General features: G+C 71.7%; 13 protein-coding genes. 9 read left to right on the forward strand and 4 right to left on the reverse strand.

The window, feature by feature from the left end; all coding sequences use genetic code 11:
* The coding region (locus AN216_RS10725) for a GMC oxidoreductase (RefSeq protein ID WP_139140902.1) at nucleotides 1–1,181 on the forward strand (1,181 nt) is incomplete at its 5' end.
* Between the two features lie 381 nt (nucleotides 1,182–1,562).
* Here the strand turns inward: AN216_RS10725 and AN216_RS10730 are convergent.
* Nucleotides 1,563–1,991 carry a chorismate mutase gene (locus tag AN216_RS10730; protein WP_079166482.1) on the reverse strand — a complete coding sequence of 143 codons (429 nt, stop codon included), beginning with the start codon at nucleotides 1,989–1,991 and terminating at the stop codon, nucleotides 1,563–1,565.
* Between the two features lie 398 nt (nucleotides 1,992–2,389).
* On the opposite strand from AN216_RS10730, the gene guaA reads away from it, so the two are divergent.
* Complete coding sequence (guaA, locus tag AN216_RS10735) at nucleotides 2,390–4,051, forward strand: glutamine-hydrolyzing GMP synthase (protein ID WP_079166470.1); 1,662 nt, start codon at nucleotides 2,390–2,392, stop codon at nucleotides 4,049–4,051.
* A 137-nt stretch (nucleotides 4,052–4,188) separates the two neighbouring features.
* On the forward strand, nucleotides 4,189–4,782 hold the full coding sequence (locus AN216_RS10740; protein ID WP_070196431.1) for a Uma2 family endonuclease: 594 nt from the start codon (nucleotides 4,189–4,191) through the stop codon (nucleotides 4,780–4,782).
* A gap of 164 nt (nucleotides 4,783–4,946) precedes the next feature.
* On the opposite strand, the gene AN216_RS29165 is transcribed toward AN216_RS10740, so the two are convergent.
* A complete protein-coding gene (locus AN216_RS29165) occupies nucleotides 4,947–6,842 on the reverse strand; it encodes a M23 family metallopeptidase (protein ID WP_244502411.1) in 1,896 nt (631 codons plus the stop codon).
* A 417-nt stretch (nucleotides 6,843–7,259) separates the two neighbouring features.
* Between AN216_RS29165 and AN216_RS10750 the strand changes: the two genes are divergently transcribed.
* Nucleotides 7,260–7,670: a coenzyme B12-dependent isobutyryl CoA mutase small subunit gene (locus AN216_RS10750; protein ID WP_070196432.1), complete on the forward strand. Its 411-nt coding sequence runs from the start codon at nucleotides 7,260–7,262 to the stop codon at nucleotides 7,668–7,670.
* Here AN216_RS10750 and AN216_RS10755 read toward each other — a convergent pair.
* Together AN216_RS10755 and AN216_RS10760 are read right to left on the reverse strand one after the other, a co-directional pair.
* Complete coding sequence (locus AN216_RS10755; protein ID WP_070196477.1) at nucleotides 7,655–9,379, reverse strand: DUF5691 domain-containing protein; 1,725 nt, start codon at nucleotides 9,377–9,379, stop codon at nucleotides 7,655–7,657. The two genes, AN216_RS10750 and AN216_RS10755, sit on opposite strands and share 16 nt — an antisense overlap.
* 165 nt (nucleotides 9,380–9,544) lie before the next feature.
* Nucleotides 9,545–11,062 (reverse strand): SWIM zinc finger family protein, encoded by a 1,518-nt coding sequence (locus AN216_RS10760; protein ID WP_070196433.1) that lies wholly within the window; start codon nucleotides 11,060–11,062, stop codon nucleotides 9,545–9,547.
* 239 nt (nucleotides 11,063–11,301) lie between these two features.
* Here AN216_RS10760 and AN216_RS10765 point away from each other — a divergent pair, with 239 nt between their 5' ends.
* From AN216_RS10765 to sucC, 5 genes are all read left to right on the forward strand, one after another.
* Nucleotides 11,302–12,390, forward strand: coding sequence for an ATP-binding protein (locus tag AN216_RS10765; RefSeq protein WP_244502412.1), 1,089 nt, complete (start codon nucleotides 11,302–11,304; stop codon nucleotides 12,388–12,390).
* Nucleotides 12,387–14,861, forward strand: coding sequence for a DUF5682 family protein (locus AN216_RS10770; RefSeq protein ID WP_070196434.1), 2,475 nt, complete (start codon nucleotides 12,387–12,389; stop codon nucleotides 14,859–14,861). Before AN216_RS10765 ends, AN216_RS10770 begins: the two co-directional genes overlap by 4 nt.
* Before the next feature lie 23 nt (nucleotides 14,862–14,884).
* Nucleotides 14,885–16,054, forward strand: a complete 1,170-nt coding sequence (locus AN216_RS10775) for a VWA domain-containing protein (RefSeq protein ID WP_070196435.1) — start codon at nucleotides 14,885–14,887, stop codon at nucleotides 16,052–16,054.
* A gap of 298 nt (nucleotides 16,055–16,352) precedes the next feature.
* On the forward strand, nucleotides 16,353–16,613 hold the full coding sequence (locus AN216_RS10780) for a hypothetical protein (RefSeq protein WP_070196436.1): 261 nt from the start codon (nucleotides 16,353–16,355) through the stop codon (nucleotides 16,611–16,613).
* Between the two features lie 502 nt (nucleotides 16,614–17,115).
* A complete protein-coding gene (gene sucC, locus AN216_RS10785; RefSeq protein WP_070196437.1) occupies nucleotides 17,116–18,288 on the forward strand; it encodes an ADP-forming succinate--CoA ligase subunit beta in 1,173 nt (390 codons plus the stop codon).
* The last annotated feature ends 15 nt before the right edge of the window (nucleotides 18,289–18,303 follow it).

The raw sequence follows: 18,303 nt of genomic DNA on the forward strand, positions 1-18,303 counted from the left end.
ATCTGGTCGGCGTGGTGCCGACCCGCAGCCGCCGCGGTCGTGGCAGCCGCCGGCGCGGGACCGGCGCCCCCGAGGAACCGCCGCGTGCCGCGCGTGTGCTGCGGGCCCGCAGGGTCGTGGTGGCGGCCGGCACCTACGGCACCCAGACGCTGCTGCACCGGATGCGGGACAGCGGCGCACTGCCCGGCATCTCGTCCCGCCTCGGCGAACTGACCCGAACCAACTCCGAGGCGCTGGTCGGGGCGCAGACCGACGCGCGGCGCTACCGACGGAAGTACGGACGGGAGCGGACGCTCGACTTCACCCGGGGCGTCGCCATCACCTCGTCCATCCACCCGAACGACAACACCCATATCGAGCCCGTGCGTTACGGGAAGGGCTCCAACGCCATGGGCGCCCTCACCACCCTCCAGGTGCGGCACGGCACCCGTCTGCCGCGCGCGCTGGCGCACGTGCTGACCTGCCTGCGGCAGCCACGGCTGTTCCTTCGGTCGCTGTCCCAGCGCAAGTGGTCCGAGCGCGTGATCATCGGCCTGGTGATGCAGACCCTCGACAACTCCCTTACCACCCACCGGAAGTCCAGCGGCCCGGGGAAAGGGCTGCTCACCGCCCGGCAGGGACACGGCGCGCCGAACCCGCTGTACCTCCCGGAGGGCGCCGAGGCCGCCAGCCACCTCGCCGAGGAGATCAACGGTTTCCCGGGCAGCAACATCGGCGAGGTCATGGGTACGCCGCTGACGGCGCACTTCCTCGGCGGCTGCCCGATCGGGGAGGACGCGGAGAGCGGAGTGATAGACCCGTACCAGCGGCTGTACGGACATCCCGGCATCTCGGTCGTGGACGGCTCCGCGATCTCGGCGAACCTCGGGGTGAACCCCTCGCTGACCATCACCGCGCAGGCCGAACGGGCCATGTCGCTCTGGCCCAACAAGGGCGAGCGGGACGCCCGACCCGCGCAGGGCGGGGCGTACGAGCGGCTGCCGGTGGTGGAGCCGCGGGACCCGGCGGTGCCGGCGCACGCCTACGGCGCGCTGCGGGGGCCCGTACTGCCGGTGCCGAAGGTGCCGCGGAGACGGGCGGCCGACTCGGTGGAGGTCGCGGAGGCCGCGGATGCCGCGCCCGAACGGGAACCGGAGCCGGAACCGAAGCCGGACCGGCGAGCCGGGACGGAACCACCCTGACCAGCCTTGACCAGGCCCGACCCGAACCGCGCCGGCGCGCGCACGGCATGCCGAGCGGCCGGCCCAGGCGTCCCCGGGGCCGACCGCTGGGTCCTCTGCCACCGCAGAGGTCGTGACCGGGCCGCTGTCCCCTGCTGACCGGTCACTGCACCGAAACGAGGTCCCACGACACTGCCGCTCCCCTCCCGGAGAAGCGGATGTCTCACGCTCCGGTGGTGCCGCCCCTGGGCCGCCGGGCTCCCAGCTGACCTTGGGGATACCGGGTCAACGACGTTTCCCGGGGGCCGGTCACGCGCCGTACGGGTGATTCGGCCGGCACGCTGCTGACAGCTGTGCCCGAACGGGCCCGCTCGGGCACGGCCTCTTCGCACGCGCCCCGGCTCAGCAGCGCCCCCGGCTCAACTCCAACAGCGTCATGGCCAGCGAGGTGCCGGGGCGCCCCAGCGCGTCCCGGTAGTGGCTCAGGATCTCCATCTCCCGGGCGAGATTGACCCGCCGCCCGCCCGAGGAGACACGCTCGCGCTGGATACGCCCGGAAACCGAGACGCGTTCGCGCACCAACGAGATGATCCGCGCGTCCAGCTCATCGATGCGGGTCCGCTCGTCCGTGATCGCGTCCGCCGCCGTGCGCGTACGCGCCCCGGTGTCGTCCGCCGCGTGCCCGTCCGGTTCGTCGCGCCGTTTCGCGTCCGGCCGGGCGGCTGTCTGCTGGGGCGTACGAGCTGCGGGCGGGGCGCCGTCCCGCAGGGCCCCTGCGTGCGCGGTGCTGACACAGCTGTCGCGTTCGGTCGTCTCCACGGTTGTCACCATCTCCTCGGTTCGCGCCGGCACGGCGCCTCCGACCTCGCGGCGAACCCGGCTCCGTCCCGACCCGGGCGGGAAACGCGAACGCCCCGGGCCTGGACCGGCCCGGGGCGCCTGGAAAGTCGCTTGTCAGTGGCTCAAGCAGCACGACCATGGCAGCCGGACGGGCCGGTGCCATAGGTAAACCAGAAGGTCGCGTACGAGAACACGCGCCCAGTATGCCAGCACCGAGCCCGTCCGCCAGCGCCGGCCGCATGCTGAGACACCGCCTCTGCAGCGCTAGAATTGCCGCACTCCACATCAACCGCGGCTCCACCCCCACTGAACACCCCGTGCACAGTCCGGGAGGACAGCCGTCGCCCGCTCCACCGCCGAAAGGCAGCTCCGTGGCATCCGAGCCCACCATGTCGTCCGAGGCCGTCGCCGACCCCGCCCTGGCAGACCCAGCCGCGGCGGACCTCGCCGCAGCGGACGCGAAGACCCCGCGCCCAGCGGCGTCGGAAGCGCCCGAGACCGTGCTGGTCGTCGACTTCGGCGCGCAGTACGCACAACTCATCGCCCGCCGGGTCCGGGAGGCGCGGGTCTACAGCGAGATCGTGCCGTCCACCATGCCGGTGTCCGAGATGCTGGCCAGGAAGCCGAAGGCGGTCATCCTCTCCGGCGGCCCCTCCTCGGTGTACGCCGCCGACGCGCCCTCGCTGGACCGTGCGCTGCTGGACGCGGGGGTGCCGGTGCTGGGGCTGTGCTACGGCTTTCAGCTGATGGTCCGGCTGCTCGGCGGCACCGTCGACAACACCGGTTCCCGGGAGTACGGCCGTACGGACCTGTCCGTCACCAAGCCGGACTCGACCCTCTTCGAGGGCACCCCGCGCGAGCAGCAGGTATGGATGTCACACGGCGACGCCTGCTCCGCCGCCCCGGAGGGCTGCATGGTCACCGCCGCCACCGACCTGGTGCCCGTGGCCGCCTTCGAGGACGACGAGCGCAGGCTCTACGGCGTGCAGTACCACCCGGAGGTGCTGCACACGACCCACGGCCAGCAGTTGCTCGAGCACTTCCTCTACCGCGCGGCCGGCCTCACCCCCTCCTGGACCACCAGCAGCATCGTCGACGAGCAGGTCGCGGCCATCCGGGCACAGGTCGGCGACAAGCGGGCCATCTGCGGGCTCTCCGGCGGCGTCGACTCGGCGGTGGCCGCGGCGCTCGTGCAGCGGGCCGTCGGTTCGCAGCTGACCTGCGTGTACGTCGATCACGGACTCATGCGCAAGGGCGAGACCGAGCAGGTCGAGAAGGACTTCGTGGCCGCCACCGGGGTGCGCCTCAGGGTGGTGGACGCCTCCGAGCGGTTCCTGCGGGCGCTCGAGGGGATCGCCGACCCCGAGGACAAGCGGAAGATCATCGGGCGCGAGTTCATCCGGGTCTTCGAGCGGGCACAGGCCGAACTCGTCGCCGAGGCGGGCGCGGCCGGCGCGGACGTGGCGTTCCTCGTACAGGGCACGCTCTACCCGGACGTGGTGGAGTCGGGCGGCGGCACCGGCACGGCGAACATCAAGTCCCACCACAACGTCGGCGGGCTCCCCGAGGACCTCGAGTTCGAACTGGTGGAGCCGTTGCGCTGGCTCTTCAAGGACGAGGTCCGGATGGTCGGGCAGGAGTTGGGCCTGCCCGAGGACATCGTGCAGCGGCAGCCCTTCCCGGGGCCGGGACTCGGTATCCGGATCGTCGGGGAGGTCAACCGCGAACGGCTCGAGGTGCTGCGCGAGGCCGACGCGATCGCCCGTGAGGAGCTGACCGCCGCCGGCCTGGACCGGGAGATCTGGCAGTGTCCCGTCGTGCTGCTCGCCGACGTCCGCTCGGTCGGCGTCCAGGGCGACGGTCGTACGTACGGACATCCCGTCGTGTTGCGACCGGTCTCCTCCGATGACGCGATGACGGCGGACTGGTCGCGGCTGCCGTACGACGTGCTGGCCCGTATCTCGACGCGCATCACGAACGAGGTCACCGGGGTCAACCGGGTCGCGTTGGACGTCACGAGCAAGCCGCCGGGCACGATCGAGTGGGAGTGAGCGGGGGCGCGGGCGGTACGGCCCCGGCTGCTCTGTCGGGGCCACGCAGCGGCTCCTCACTCGTCTGAGTGGTGGTGCTGTCGGTGGGGGCGGCTAGTGTGTTCGTAGGGCTGAGAATCCCGTGTATGGGAGGAACGATGACCGCCGAGCGTGTGCCGACAACCACCTCATGGCCTGTGCCGCCGCCTGATGGTTTCACCGCGGACGACCTGTTCAATCTGCCCGACCTCCCGCCGCACACTGAGCTGATCGACGGGAGTCTGGTTTTCGTGAGTCCGCAGCGGGATTTTCATGGGCGGGTTCTCTACCTGCTGGAGCACGCACTGCGCCAGACCCTGCCGGAGACGCTGCGGGTGCGACGGGAGATGGCGGTGCGGCTGTCCCGGCAGTCGGTGGCGGAGCCGGACGTGTCGGTGGTGCGGGCTGAGGCGGTGGAGGGTCGGCGGCAGACGAGCTATCAGGCATCGGACGTGTTGTTGGCGGTGGAGGTGGTGTCGCCGGAGTCGGAGGAGCGGGATCGGGACACCAAGCCGCGCAAGTACGCGAAGGCGGGTATCGAGCACTTCTGGCGAGTGGAGATGAAGGGGGAGGACGACCACCCGGTGGTGTACGTCTACGAGCTGGACGAGACGACGGAAGCGTACGCCCTGACCGGAATCCACCACGACCGCGTGAAGCTGACGGTGCCCTTCGGGATCGACATCGACCTCGGGGATATCGAGCACCTGTAGGCGCCGACCGTAGGCCGCCCGCCCAAGCCGCTTGGCCCGGCCGCCGCTCCCACCTCGGAACGGCGGCTGTTGTGCCGCTCGGTCCGCTCGTTCCGCTTGTGCAGCGTGAGGTCGCCGGCTCTCGCCGGAGGTTGACGGTGAGGCGTCCGGACAGTCCCCCGGCTTCAGCCCACTTCGACGCCCTTGGCGCGGAACCAGGGGACCGGGTCGATCGCCTCACCGCCGCCGGGATGGACCTCGAAGTGCAGGTGCGGCCCGGTGGAGTTGCCGGAGTTCCCGGAGTACGCGATCACGTCGCCGGCCTGGACGGTGCCGGAGCGGATCTTCGTGCTGCTGAGGTGGCAGTACCACGTCTCGGTGCCGTCCTCCGCGGTCACGATGACCATGTTGCCGAACGACACGTCGTACTTGGTGGTTACCGTCCCGTCCGTGGCGGCCTTGACCGGCGTGCCGAAGCTGACCGGGAAGTCGATGCCAGAGTGCAGGGACATCCAGTTGACGCCCGCCTGGCCGTACTGCGCGCTGAGTCCGACATCGCTCACGGGCGCCACGAACTTGGGGCGCAACGCCTCCTTGCGGGCGGCCTCGGCGGCCTTTCGCTCGCGCTCGGCCGCCTTCCGCTTCTTGAGGTCGATGCGTTCCTGGGTACGGCTGGCCCGGTCGGCGAAGTCGTCGGCGTCCTCGGAGAGTCCGGCGAGCTGGGTGTCCAGCTTGTTGTTGGCGGGGGAGGGTTCGACCGACTCGGTATCCGGGGCCGAGGCCTGGGCGGTGGCGGTGTCCGTGTTGCCCTCGTCGGGTGAGCCGCTGCCGGAAACGGAAGCGGCGGCGATGCCGGCCACACCCAGCACCGCGACGGACGGGGCGGCGACGGACATCAAAGCGGAACGGCGCTTGGGGGACCGGCGGCGGCTGCGACACTCGGCCGTGGGGGGCACAGTCGCCGCCCCGGGTTCTTGGTCAGCCTCGGACCTGAGGCCCGGGCCGGTCTCAGCCGACTCCGGCTCGGTCTCGCTTTCGCCCCACGGTTCGTGCGGCTCGTACGGTTCGTGCGGCTCGTACAGGTCCCCCCGAGCGTGCGACTCGTACGCCGCCGCGTCGTGGGGCGGGTATGCCTGGCCCTCGTATGACTCGGTGTCCGCGACGTAGTGCGGAGGCATGCCTTCCGGCTGCGGGTACTGGCCCTGTTCCGGAGCGAATCCGAGGTGCTCCGGCACCTGGTGGAGCCACGTCTGCTGCTCCTCGAGGGCGCCGTACGGAACACCGTACTGGCCGTGCTGGCCGTACGGATCGTCCGGGACCCCATGCGGCAGCCCGTATGTCGTGGCTTCGACGCTCCCCGGCCCGTATCCGTCGGCGTACCAGTAACCCTGTCCCTGTGAGGTGTCGCCGTAGGCGCCGGTATCCCAGTCGGAGGCGGCGTATCCGCCGGTGTGCCACTGTTCCCCATGCTCGCCTTGGCCCCAGGGCTCACCTTGGCCCCAGGCGTCACCCTGTGCCCAGTGGCCAGGGTTCCCCGCCGGGGCGGAGGGGTCGATGCCGGCATCCGCGGGCGCGTACTGCCGTGGGATGGCTGCTTCGAGGGGGTCGACGAGATCGGTGGCGTCCGGATACCCGGTGGCGCAGCCGGAGTTGTCCCAGGTCGTGCCGTAGCCGTCGGTGCCGTAGGCCGAATTGGCGGCGTACTCGTCGCCGCCGTACGGGTTTTGGGCCGTCGTCGCGTACGGGTCAGTGCCATACGGATCGGTGCCGTACGGGGCCATGCCATACGGATCCGTGCCGTAGGAACCAGCGCCGTACGGGTCGGCGTACGGGTCGACAGGATGCGTCTCACCCTGACCATCCGGCACCGCGCCGGAGAACGGGTCCATGCCCGCGTACACGCCGGAGTCGTAGGCGGCGCCGGGGTATTGGGCGTAGTCGGCGGCGTAGTAGCCGTTCGTGTCGCCCGTGCCGTAGGTGTCGTACGGCGACTGTCCGAGGGGGTCCGGGGCGTGTGACGCGAGCCCGAAGTCGGCAGCGGGGTCGGACGGGAACGAACTTCCCGACGGGTGAGTGTTCACCACCAACTTCACTTTCGCCTCGACAGCAAGGGTGGAGCAGTGGCGCGACTGTACCCGGCTCTTCGTGGCGGCGACAATCTTCCGGAGGTTTCCGAGGTTCAATAACCGGGCATTCAGCCGCCTTTCGCCGCTGGCCGAAGTCTGCTCGGCGCTTCGTTCGATCGATGTTCTATTTCGTCGGACGGCGTCGCTTCTTGTGTGGTCAGTCCCATCACCTCCGTCGATGACGTTTCCCGCGCGCGCTGATCCCGCCTGCCGCTTGGCCGGCTCGTCACGTCAGGTTTGTCCGGACGCTCGGCTGTGTGATTTCCCCCTCGCTTGGTCTCCCCGGGCGCGCCTGATGCGGGATGCTGGAGATAACGTTCGTTCACTCGGGCCGTTGGTGAGCCGAGGGCGCCGTCGTCGATGGAGGCAGTGATGGGTGAGTCGGGTCCGATCCGGGTTGTGGTGGCCAAGCCGGGTCTCGACGGTCATGACCGAGGAGTGAAGGTCATCGCGCGGGCGCTGCGGGACGCCGGTATGGAAGTGATCTACACCGGCCTGCACCAGACTCCTGAACAGGTCGTCGACACCGCCATCCAGGAGGACGCGGACGCGGTCGGCCTCTCCATCCTGTCCGGCGCCCACAACACCCTCTTCCAGAAGGTGCTGGAACTTCTCGGCGAACGGGACGCCCAGGACATCCTGGTGTTCGGTGGCGGCATCATCCCCGAGGACGACATCCCCGAGCTGAAGTCGCTGGGCGTCGCCGAGATCTTCACCCCAGGCGTCCCGACGAACGAGATCGTGGACTGGGTCCGCTCGCACGTCCGTCAGGTGCCGGCCTGAGCGCTGCTGGCCCCGGGCTTCCCGTCCTCCGGCGCCGAGCCGTCGCCGGCGCGTAGCTCCGTCAGCATCTCGGTGCGCAACCGGAGCGTCGCGTCCAGCCGTTGAAACGCCTCCGACCAGTACAACTCCGCGCCGGAGGTGCCTGTCTCCGGCTCCTGACCGGGCGCGGCCAACGTTGCTGTCCGCGTGACCACGGCGGGCTCGAGGCAACGCTCCGCGAGGCCCATGACCCCACTGAAGCTCCACGGGTAACCGCCCGCGGCCCGCCGGGCCTCCAGGGCGTCCAGCACCGCTCGACTCAGCTGTCCGGACCACGGCACCGCGCACACTCCGAGGACACGGAACGCCTCGGAGAGGCCGTGCGCCTCGATGAATCTCGCCACCCAGCCGGCTCGTTCCTCCGCCGGCAGGACCGCCAGCAGCTTGGCTGGATCGCCCGGCCCGGTCGCCAGCGTGGCCTCCGGGTCGCCGACCAGCGCCCGGGCCCACTCGGCGTCGCGTTGTCGTACGGCGGCCAGGCACCAGGCGGCGTGCAGGTCCTCTCGCCAGCCGTCCGCCACCGGCAGGGTGGCGATCTGCGCGGGCGTACGGCCTCCGAACCGCTCCGCCCAGGTGTCGAGCGGCGCGAACTCCACCAACTGCCCGAGCCACCAGGCCCGCTCGCCCCGGCCGGAGGGTGGTTTCGGAGTCACTCCGTCCCGTTGCATCCCCGTGTCGCACTCGTGCGGCGCCTCCACGGTGATCAGCGGTCCGTGCGGTTCTCCGCGTATGCCCCGGACGGCGTCCGGGCTCGTGGTGGCCGGGTCCGTGAGCGTGTCGTGCCGCGTGGAAGCCCGTTCACCGAGGGTGTCCAGACTCACACAGGATCGGGCCCGTTCGGCCATCCGGGCAGCCAGCGCCGAACCGGGCAGTGCCGACAGCAGCTCGGCTGCGGTGGCGCGTACCGTACGGCTGCGGTCCCGCAACGCGCCCTCGAGGAAGGACTCGTCACCCGAGGACAGCCCGGTGCGCAGGGAGTCGAGGAACATCAGCCGGTCCTCGGCCCGCTCCTTGGACCAGTCAGCGGCGAGCAACGCCAGCCCGGCGTCCGGGTCGCGGCGCCGCAGAGCGGTCAGCAGTGTGACCCGCTCCGCGAACAGGCCCTCCTGCCACAGCTTCCGGACGGCGTCGTCATCCACGGCGTCCAGCTCGGCCCCGGCTGGTGCCGGGGCCTCGCCGGTGCGCAGCGCGAACTTCCACTCCGGGTTGAGTCGGGCCAGCCATCTGCCGCCGGGGCCGGCGAACTCCAGCGCGAGCGGGCGCAGATCCGTACGGGCGCGGGCGGCGTCCAGCAGCGCCGGAAGCTGAGCCGCCGGGGCCTGGAAGCCGAAGCCGTTCGCCGCGGCGAGCCACTGTGGCAGCAACTCGGCGAGGTCGGGGGTCGTGCCGCGGTGACCGCCGCCTCCGGAGCGGTGTGCGAGCAGCCGCGCGAGTCGCCTGGCGGCGGCCGTCGGCAGCTCGGGGCGGCGATCGACCGGAGCTGGTTCGGGGCGTGGCCCGGCGGTGACCGGGAGCCCTCCGGCACGGTGCCGGAGGGTCTGCACGGCGGCGGCGTCCAGCAGCGCGGTGCTGCTGCCGCCGGGCGGGTCCCGTCGCTCCGCTCCCAGCAGGGCGGCGGTGACCAGCTCGTGCCACGGCGTGCCGCTGTCGGTGCCGTTCTTGGTGTTCATGCTGTCCGTGCCGTCCCCGCCGTTCGTGGGGTCCCCGGCGGGGCGGTCCGTGCTGTGGGCTTCCTTGGTGTGATGCGACATGTCCTCGTCCGTCTCTCGTGGTGGCTTCGACGCCTCGCTACCGGTAATGGGCCCGCGGCCCCGCGGCCGGCGAGCCGCGGCCCCTCACAGCGGCACCACCTCGGGGTGCTGCCCCGACCGGTGCCAGGCGGAGTACGGCGCGAATCCGCGGTGTCCGCACTCGCCGAACACGCTGATCGGCGCGCCCCCGGACAGCGCGGTCAACTTCCACAGCCCCGACGCGCGGCTGTTCGTCGTGACCGTGAGGGCGGCGTCGCCGTCCGCGTCCGCCAACTGCCATGCGCCGCCGTCGAGCGGTATCGGCACCACGTCCCGGAGCACCACCGGCCAACCGTCCAGCCACGGGTCCGTACTGAGCGCGGAGGCGTACGCTGCCAGGGCGTCCGTGACCGTGCCACCCGCGCCCTCGGGCACGCCGGCCGCCGTGAAGTCTCCGTGCCGGCTGCCGAGTGCCGCCCGCAGCGGACCGCCTCCGGGGTAGAAGGCGAGGTCGATCTCCGCCGAGCTGCCGACCGGCAGCGCGAGTTGGGGAGCCGAACCGGCGGCGCCGAAGGAGAGCAGCAGCGCGGGGCGCCGCGTACGCCGGCCGTACATCCAGATGCGGCGGGTGGTCAGCTTCCCCTCGTCGGTGTCGCGTTGGGCCAGCACCAGCCATTCGTCGCGCTGCTTCGCCGAGCCGTCCGCGAGCAGCTTCGCGGTGTCGATGGTGAGCCCGACCCGGGCGCGTACGGTCGAGGCCAACGGCTCCGGCAGCGGCGTGCGGGCGGTGGTCGCTCCGGCGGCGCCCGGCCCGTGCGCCGATCCGGGTTCCTCGCCCCTGGACGGCTTCGACTGGCCGCCCTCGGAAGCCTCCGGCCCTTCCGCGCCCTCCGGACCCTCTGGACTCCCCAGCGCGAGCAGACCCTGGCTGAGCAGGTGCAGCAGGGCGCACTCGGACAGCAACCGCTCCGGCCAGCCGGCGCCCGAGGCCGGCAGGGCGCCCAACTCACGCACCCGATCCGCCAGTCCCGGTGCCTGCGCGTCAACCATCCGGGCGGCGATTTCCTCCCAGGGGGCGTATCCCGACTGGTCCGCACCGGCGAGGCCGCGCCGCAGCAGGTCGGTCAGCCGCTGCTCCAACTCGGTCGCCCCGGAGAGCATGGCTCGGTGTCTGCGCTCCGCACGCCGGCGGGCCCCGGCGGGATCGGCGGCCTGACCCGTCCCGGTCGCGGTCTCCGAACTGGCCGCGCCCTCCCGGGCGACGGCACGCTCCCGGCGCCGCCGCAGCCAATCGCCGGCCCATTCAGGACACTCGACCGCCGCTGGTACGGCCTCCGACCCGCCCGCCCACAGCAACAGCAGGGCGAGGGCGTGCTTGCAGGGGAACTTCCGGCTGGGACAACTGCACTTGTATCCCGGCCCGCTGGAACCGGTCAGATCCACCACGGTCTGGTAGGGCGTGCGACCGCTTCCCTCGCACGTGCCCCACAGCGCGCCGTCTCCGCTGCCGGCCTCGGACCACGGCCGGGGGACGGCGAGCTTGCCGCCGCTCCGCTGTGACGCGGCGTCGGGTGCCAGTGCCAGTACCTGTTCCGCTGTCCAGCGGACCCCCTGTCCAGTCATGTCTGCGACGGTAGGCGCCGGCACTGACATTCCGTCCCCGCGCCGCTGAGCGAGGACGCACCGTGCCGTGCGTGCCGGCGTCGGTCGCTTCCGGGCGTACACGCGCTTACCCGAGGGCTCGTCCCCATCTCTGCTGCGAGGCCCCCGTGCGCTGCTGGTACGCGCTTCCCGGACGGATTGTCAGTGCCCGGGTGCAGTCTGGGAAACACATCGATTCGCCGCACGCCCGAGGGGGAGTTGTGACCGAGACGCAGGCTCTGCGCCCGCACGCCGAGGACGCCTTCAGCGCGGAACTGCAAGCGCTGGCCGCCGTCGATGACCGGCCCCGACCGGAGCGTTGGCGGCTCTCGCCCTGGGCCGTGGCGACCTACCTGCTGGGTGACACGCTGTCGGACGGCACCGTCATCACCCCGAAGTACGTCGGTCCGCGCCGGATCGTGGAGGTCGCCGTCAGCACGCTCGCCACCGATCGCGCGCTGCTGCTGCTCGGCGTCCCGGGCACCGCCAAGACCTGGGTCTCCGAGCATCTCGCCGCCGCCGTGAGCGGCGACTCGACGCTTCTCGTGCAGGGGACGGCGGGCACCTCGGAGGAAGCGATCCGGTACGGCTGGAACTACGCCCAGCTTCTGGCGCACGGCCCGCACCGCGGCGCCCTGGTGCCCAGCCCGGTGATGCGGGCCATGGCGGAGGGACTGACCGCGCGGGTGGAGGAGCTGACCCGGATACCAGCCGACGTACAGGACACCCTGATCACGGTGCTGTCGGAGAAGACACTGCCCATCCCGGAGCTGGGTGAGGAGGCCCAGGCGGTGCGTGGGTTCAACCTCATCGCCACGGCCAACGACCGGGACCGCGGGGTCAACGAGCTCTCCAGCGCGCTGCGTCGCCGGTTCAACACCGTCGTGCTGCCGCTGCCGGCCAGCGCGGAGGCGGAGGTCGACATCGTCTCCCGCCGGGTGGACCAGCTCGGCCGTTCGCTGGATCTGCCTCCGGCGCCGGACGGGCTGGACGAGATCCGTCGGGTGGTGACCGTCTTCCGGGAGCTGCGCGAGGGCGTGACGGATGACGGGCGTACGAAGGTCAAGTCGCCTTCCGGGACGCTGTCCACGGCCGAGGCGATCTCCGTCGTGACCGGCGGCCTGTCCCTGGCGGCACACTTCGGGGACGGCATGCTGCGTGCGGGGGACGTGGCCGCCGGAATCCTGGGGGCCGTGGTCCGGGACCCGGCGGCGGACCAGGTCGTGTGGCAGGAGTACCTGGAGACCGTGGTGCGCGAGCGGGACGGTTGGCAGGACTTCTACCGCGCCTGCCGTGAGGTCTCGGCATGACCGGCGGTGACCGCGCGACGCCCGGCCCGCTGCTGCTGGGCGTCCGGCACCACGGCCCGGGTTCGGCGCGTGCCGTGCGCGCGGCGCTGGCCGCGTACGAGCCGCGGGTGCTGCTTGTGGAGGGCCCGCCGGAAGCCGAGGACATCGTGGAGTTCGCGGCCGAGGAGGGCATGCGGCCTCCGGTCGCGCTCCTGGCGCACGCGCGGGACGAGGCCGGCAAGGCGGCGTTCTGGCCGCTGGCGGAGTTCTCCCCGGAGTGGGTGGCGATCCGCTGGGCGCTGGGGCGAGGGGTGCCGGTGCGGTTCATCGACCTGCCCGCCGCCCATTCCCTGGCCATGGGGCAGGAACCCGGCGGCACGGAGGTCGTACCGCCGGGCGATCCGGCGGGGGCGTACGAACCGGCCCCGGGCGCTCCGTCGGAGCAGGCTCCGTCCGAGCAGGTGCCCCAGGACGGGACGTCTCCTGCTGACGACCGGCTGCGCGGCGACCCGTTGGCGGTGCTCGCCGACGCCGCCGGATACGACGATCCGGAGCGTTGGTGGGAGGACGTCGTCGAACACCGTGCGGGAGCCGACCGTACGAACCCGTATGCCCCCTTCCACGCGCTCCAGGAGGCGATGACCGCGCTGCGGGAGACGCCCGAGTCCGGCGACGGGCAGCGGGACCGGGTCCGTGAGGCGCACATGCGGCTGCGGTTGCGCGAGGCCGTGCGGGAGCACGGGGCGGACGGCGTCGCCGTCGTCTGCGGCGCCTGGCACGTGCCCGCGCTGGCCACCGGTAATCCGGTCGGCGCGGACCGGCGGTTGCTCAAGGGGCTGCCCCGGACGAAGACCGAGATCACCTGGGTGCCCTGGACACATCGCCGGTTGGCCCGGCACAGCGGATACGGCGCCGGAATCACCTCCCCGGGGTGGTACGGCCATCTCTTCGCCGCTCCGGACCGGCCGTTGGAGCGTTGGATGACCCGAGTTGCCGCGCTGCTACGGGAAGAGGACTGGACGGTGTCGCCGGCGCACGTCATCGAGGCCGTACGGATGGCCGAGACGCTCGCCGCGATGCGTGGTCGGCCGCTCGCGGGGTTGGCGGAGACCGTGGACGCGGTCCGAGCGGTGCTCTGCGAGGGTTCGGACGTGCCGCTCTCGCTGATCCGGGAGCGGCTCATCGTCGGGGACGAGCTGGGCGAGGTGCCGGACACGGTGCCGGTCGTGCCCCTCCAGCGGGACCTGGCACGCCAGCAGCGCTCGCTGCGGCTCAAGGCCGAGGCGCGGCAGCGCGATCTGGAGTTGGACCTGCGCAGGGACATGGACGTCGCGCGCAGCCGACTTCTGCATCGACTGCGCCTGCTCGACGTCCGTTGGGGGGAGCCGGTCAGGTCGTCCACGGGCAACACCGGGACGTTCCGGGAGAGCTGGCGACTGAGCTGGGAGCCGGAGCTGCTGGTGCGGATCGCGGAGGCCGGAGTGTGGGGCACGACTGTGTCGGCTGCCGCTTCCGCCAAGGCACGCGCACGGGCGCTGGACGCCGGCGAGCTGGCGGAGCTGACGACACTCGCCGAGCGTTGTCTGCTCGCCGAACTGCCGGACGCGCTGCCGGTGGTGATGCGGGCGTTGGCCGACCGAGCGGCGGTGGACTCGGATGTCGCGCAGCTCATCCAGGCACTTCCGCCGCTGGTGCGCTCGGTGCGGTACGGCGACGTGCGGGGCACCGAGGCTGCGGCCCCGGCCGAGGTCGCGCTGGGGCTGAGCGAGCGGATCTGTGTCGGCCTGCCCGCGGCCTGTTCGGGTCTTGACCCCGACGGCGCCGCCTTCATGCGCGGGCGACTGGACACGGCGCACGAGGCGATAGCCCTATTCGCCCAGAGTCGGGCCGAAGCCGCCGGGTTGCGGGACCGGTGGCGCGAGGTGTTGCGGAAGCTGGCCCTCCGTGACCGTGTGCCGGGGCTCATCCGGGGCCGCTGCGTCCGGCTGTTGCTGGATGACGGGCAGCTCCCGGGAGACGACGCGGCCCGCCTCATGAGCCTGGCCCTGTCCCCGGGAGTGGCACCGGCTGAGGCCGCCGCCTGGATCGAGGGCTTCCTCGCGGGGGGCGGCATGCTGCTGGTGCACGACAGACGGCTGCTCGAGCTGATCGACGGTTGGCTGACGCGGGTGTCGGCGGAGACCTTCACGGACGTACTCCCGCTGCTCCGGCGTACGTTCGCCGACTTCGAGGCAGGAGTGCGGCGCACGCTCGGTGAGGTGGTGCGGCGGACGGCGCACGGGCGCATAGCGCGTACGGACGGTGCGGGCGGGGCGGCGGGCGCCCCCGAGCCCTTCGGCGCCGGGCCTGCGCTGGACACGACCCGGGCGGACGCCGTGCTCCCGGTGCTACGGGAGCTGCTCGGTGCGGAGCAACTGTCCGGGGCGGCAGCGACGTTGCAGATCGAGCCGGCGGTGGCACGGACGGAACGACAGCTGGGGAGGGCGAGTTGAGCGGTACGGATGCTCGGCAGGCGATGCCGACGGCCGAGGGGGAGGCTGGCGAGCGGCTGCGCCGCTGGCGCCTGGTGCTGGGCGCCGAGGACGCCGGAGAAGGGAAGGGCGGTGGCACCGGCTGTGGGCTGAGTGACGAGGACGCGGCCATGGACCGTACGCTCGCCGCGCTCTACGGGGACGACGGCACCCGTGGCGAGCGGCGCTCGGGGGGCTTGGGCGCCTCGGCCCCCCGGGTCGCGCGCTGGCTCGGGGATATTCGGGCGTACTTCCCCAGCTCCGTCGTCCAGGTGATGCAGCGGGACGCGGTCGACCGGCTCGGTCTGTCCACGCTGCTCCTGGAACCGGAGATGCTGGAAGCGGTGCAGCCCGACGTGCACCTGGTCAGCACCCTGCTGTCGCTCAACAAGGCGATGCCGGAGAGCAGTCGGGAGTCAGCGCGGGCCGTGGTGCGGCAGGTCGTCGAACAATTGGAGCGGAAGCTCGCGGCACGCACCAGAGCCACGCTCACCGGCGCGCTGGATCGCTCGGCGAAGGTGCGGCGACCGAGGCACCAGGACATCGACTGGGACCGTACGATCCGGGCCAACCTGAAGAACTACCTCCCGGAGTACGGCACCGTGGTGCCGGAGCGCCTCATCGGCTACGGGCGCGCGGCGCGCTCCGTCAAGAAGGACGTCGTGCTCTGCGTGGACCAGTCCGGCTCCATGGCCGCCTCGGTGGTCTACTCCTCGGTGTTCGGCGCGGTGTTGGCGTCCATGAGGTCGATCTCCACCCGGCTGGTGGTCTTCGACACCAACGTGGTCGATCTGACCGAGGACCTGGACGATCCGGTCGACGTCCTGTTCGGCACCCAGCTGGGCGGCGGCACGGACATCAACCGCGCCCTGGCGTACTGCCAGTCGCAGATCAGCCGCCCGTCCGAGACCGTTGTCGTGCTGATCAGCGATCTCTACGAGGGCGGCATACGCGAGGAGATGTTGAAGCGGGTGGCCGCGATGAAGGCAGCCGGCGTCCAGTTCGTCACGCTGCTGGCGCTCTCGGACGAGGGCGCGCCGGCGTACGACCGGGAACACGCGGCGGCGCTGGCGGCCCTGGGCGCCCCGGCGTTCGCCTGTACGCCCGAGCTGTTCCCCGAGGTGATGGCGGCGGCGATCGAGAAGCGTCCGCTGCCCGTGCCGGAGGCGGACTGACCCAGCCGAAGGTAGTCGGGGCAGGGCCGGGCACCGAAGTAAACGATTCGTGCAGGGTCTTGTGCGATCCACGCCCGCGGGCGCAGGCTCGTCCGTTACGCGCGCCGGCGTGCCTACGTGCGTACGGGCAGCCGCCGTTCGGTACGGACGGCTCGGCCCCGCGGTAACGGGCGCGGTCCCGCCCGTTACCGCACCGTGCCGCCGTACGGCACGGCTCGCCGCCGCCCTCCGGCACTCGCCGGAGCGCATGCCGGAGGGCGGCGCCGACAACCGAATCCACCCAGCAGGAGCTGATTCCATGCGTACGCGAACCCTCCGCACCCTTGTCGTCCTGCCGGCCGCCGTCGGGCTGCTGGCTCTCGGCGCCGGCAGCGCGCAGGCCGACACCCGGGACAGCCAGCGGGGCACCGACACCCGGTCGGCCGGAGTCATCGACGAGGACGGCATCCGGATCCCGGAGGTGATACCAGGCGTGCCGAGCATCGGCATCCTGCCGCTGTCGCTTCCCGAGCTGCCGGTCACCCCCACCGTGCCGCTGCCCCCGCTGCCGGGCGCCTGATCTGCTCAGGGTCTGGTCCCGCCCAGCTTCTGACGCGCGGTCGTCCGCACGCCCGCGGAGCGTCCGTCGCACGGGCCGGTTCGCACGGGCCGGTTCGCACGGGCCGATTCGTGCGGGCCGTACCGGAGGTTCGTGCGGGCCAGGCACACGGCATGCCCCGGCCCGCACCTTCCCGAGCCGCGCACCCGCGTTCCGGCGCCCGCGCACCCTGCGCGGAGGGTCGCGGGGCGCCGGCGAAGCAGCGCTCGGCACCCTTCGCACGGTCGTGCGCCAGTTCCCCCGAACCGGTTCCGGGCGACCTCGATACGGGCCCGGGCGCCGCTTCAGCCGCGGTTTTGTGAGCCGTCTCACCGCGCCGTTGTGAGCTGTAATTCATGCAGCGGTCACGCGCGGGGCTAACCTGCAATGCGGACATGCCGCGCGCCACAGGTGCAGCCGCGGCCACGCGGCACGCCCACGCTGACAACGACCGCGAAAGCACTGATTAAGGGGACGTACCCGCGTGGACCTGTTCGAGTATCAGGCGAAGGACCTCTTCGCCAAGCATGACGTACCGGTGCTGGCCGGCGAAGTCATCGACACGCCAGAGGCGGCGCGTGAGGTGACCGAGCGACTCGGAGGTCGCGCGGTCGTGAAGGCGCAGGTCAAGACCGGCGGTCGAGGCAAGGCCGGTGGCGTGAAGCTGGCTTCCGACCCCGCCGAGGCCGTCGAGAAGGCGAACCAGATTCTGGGCATGGACATCAAGGGCCACACGGTCCACAAGGTGATGCTGGCCCAGACCGCTGACATCGCCGAGGAGTACTACGTCTCCTTCCTGCTCGACCGCACCAACCGGACTTTCCTGGCCATGGCCTCGGTCGAGGGTGGTGTCGAGATCGAGGAGGTCGCGGCCACCAAGCCCGAGGCCCTCGCCAAAATTCCGGTTGACGCCATCGAGGGGGTCACCGAGGCGAAGGCCCGGGAGATCGTCGAGGCCGCGAAGTTCCCCGCCGAGCTCACCGAGCAGGTCGTCAGCCTGCTGCAGCGGCTGTGGGATGTCTTCGTACGGGAGGACGCCCTCCTCGTCGAGGTGAACCCGCTGGTCAAGACGGCCGAGGGCAAGGTCATCGCGCTGGACGGCAAGGTGTCGCTGGACGCGAACGCCGAGTTCCGCCAGCCCGACCACGAGGCTCTGGAGGACAAGGCGGCGGCCAACCCGCTCGAGGCCGCGGCCAAGGCCAAGGGCCTCAACTACGTCAAGCTGGACGGCGAGGTCGGCATCATCGGAAACGGCGCCGGGCTGGTCATGTCCACCCTGGACGTAGTCGCCTACGCCGGTGAGGCACACCAGCACGTCAAGCCGGCGAACTTCCTGGACATCGGCGGCGGCGCCTCGGCCGAGATCATGGCCAACGGTCTCGAGATCATCCTGGGTGACCCGGACGTCAAGTCCGTCTTCGTCAACGTCTTCGGCGGCATCACCGCCTGCGACGCCGTGGCGAACGGCATCGTGCAGGCCCTGGAACTGCTCAAGTCCCGTGGCGAGGACGTCTCCAAGCCGCTGGTCGTGCGCCTCGACGGCAACAACGCGGAGCTGGGGCGCAAGATCCTCACCGACGCCGAACACCCGCTGGTGCAGCAGGTGGACACCATGGACGGAGCGGCGGACCGCGCCGCCGAGCTGGCCGCCAAGTAAGCAAGGGACGAGGAC

The organism is Streptomyces oceani, assembly GCF_001751245.1.
Taxonomy (GTDB): domain Bacteria; phylum Actinomycetota; class Actinomycetes; order Streptomycetales; family Streptomycetaceae; genus Streptomyces; species Streptomyces oceani.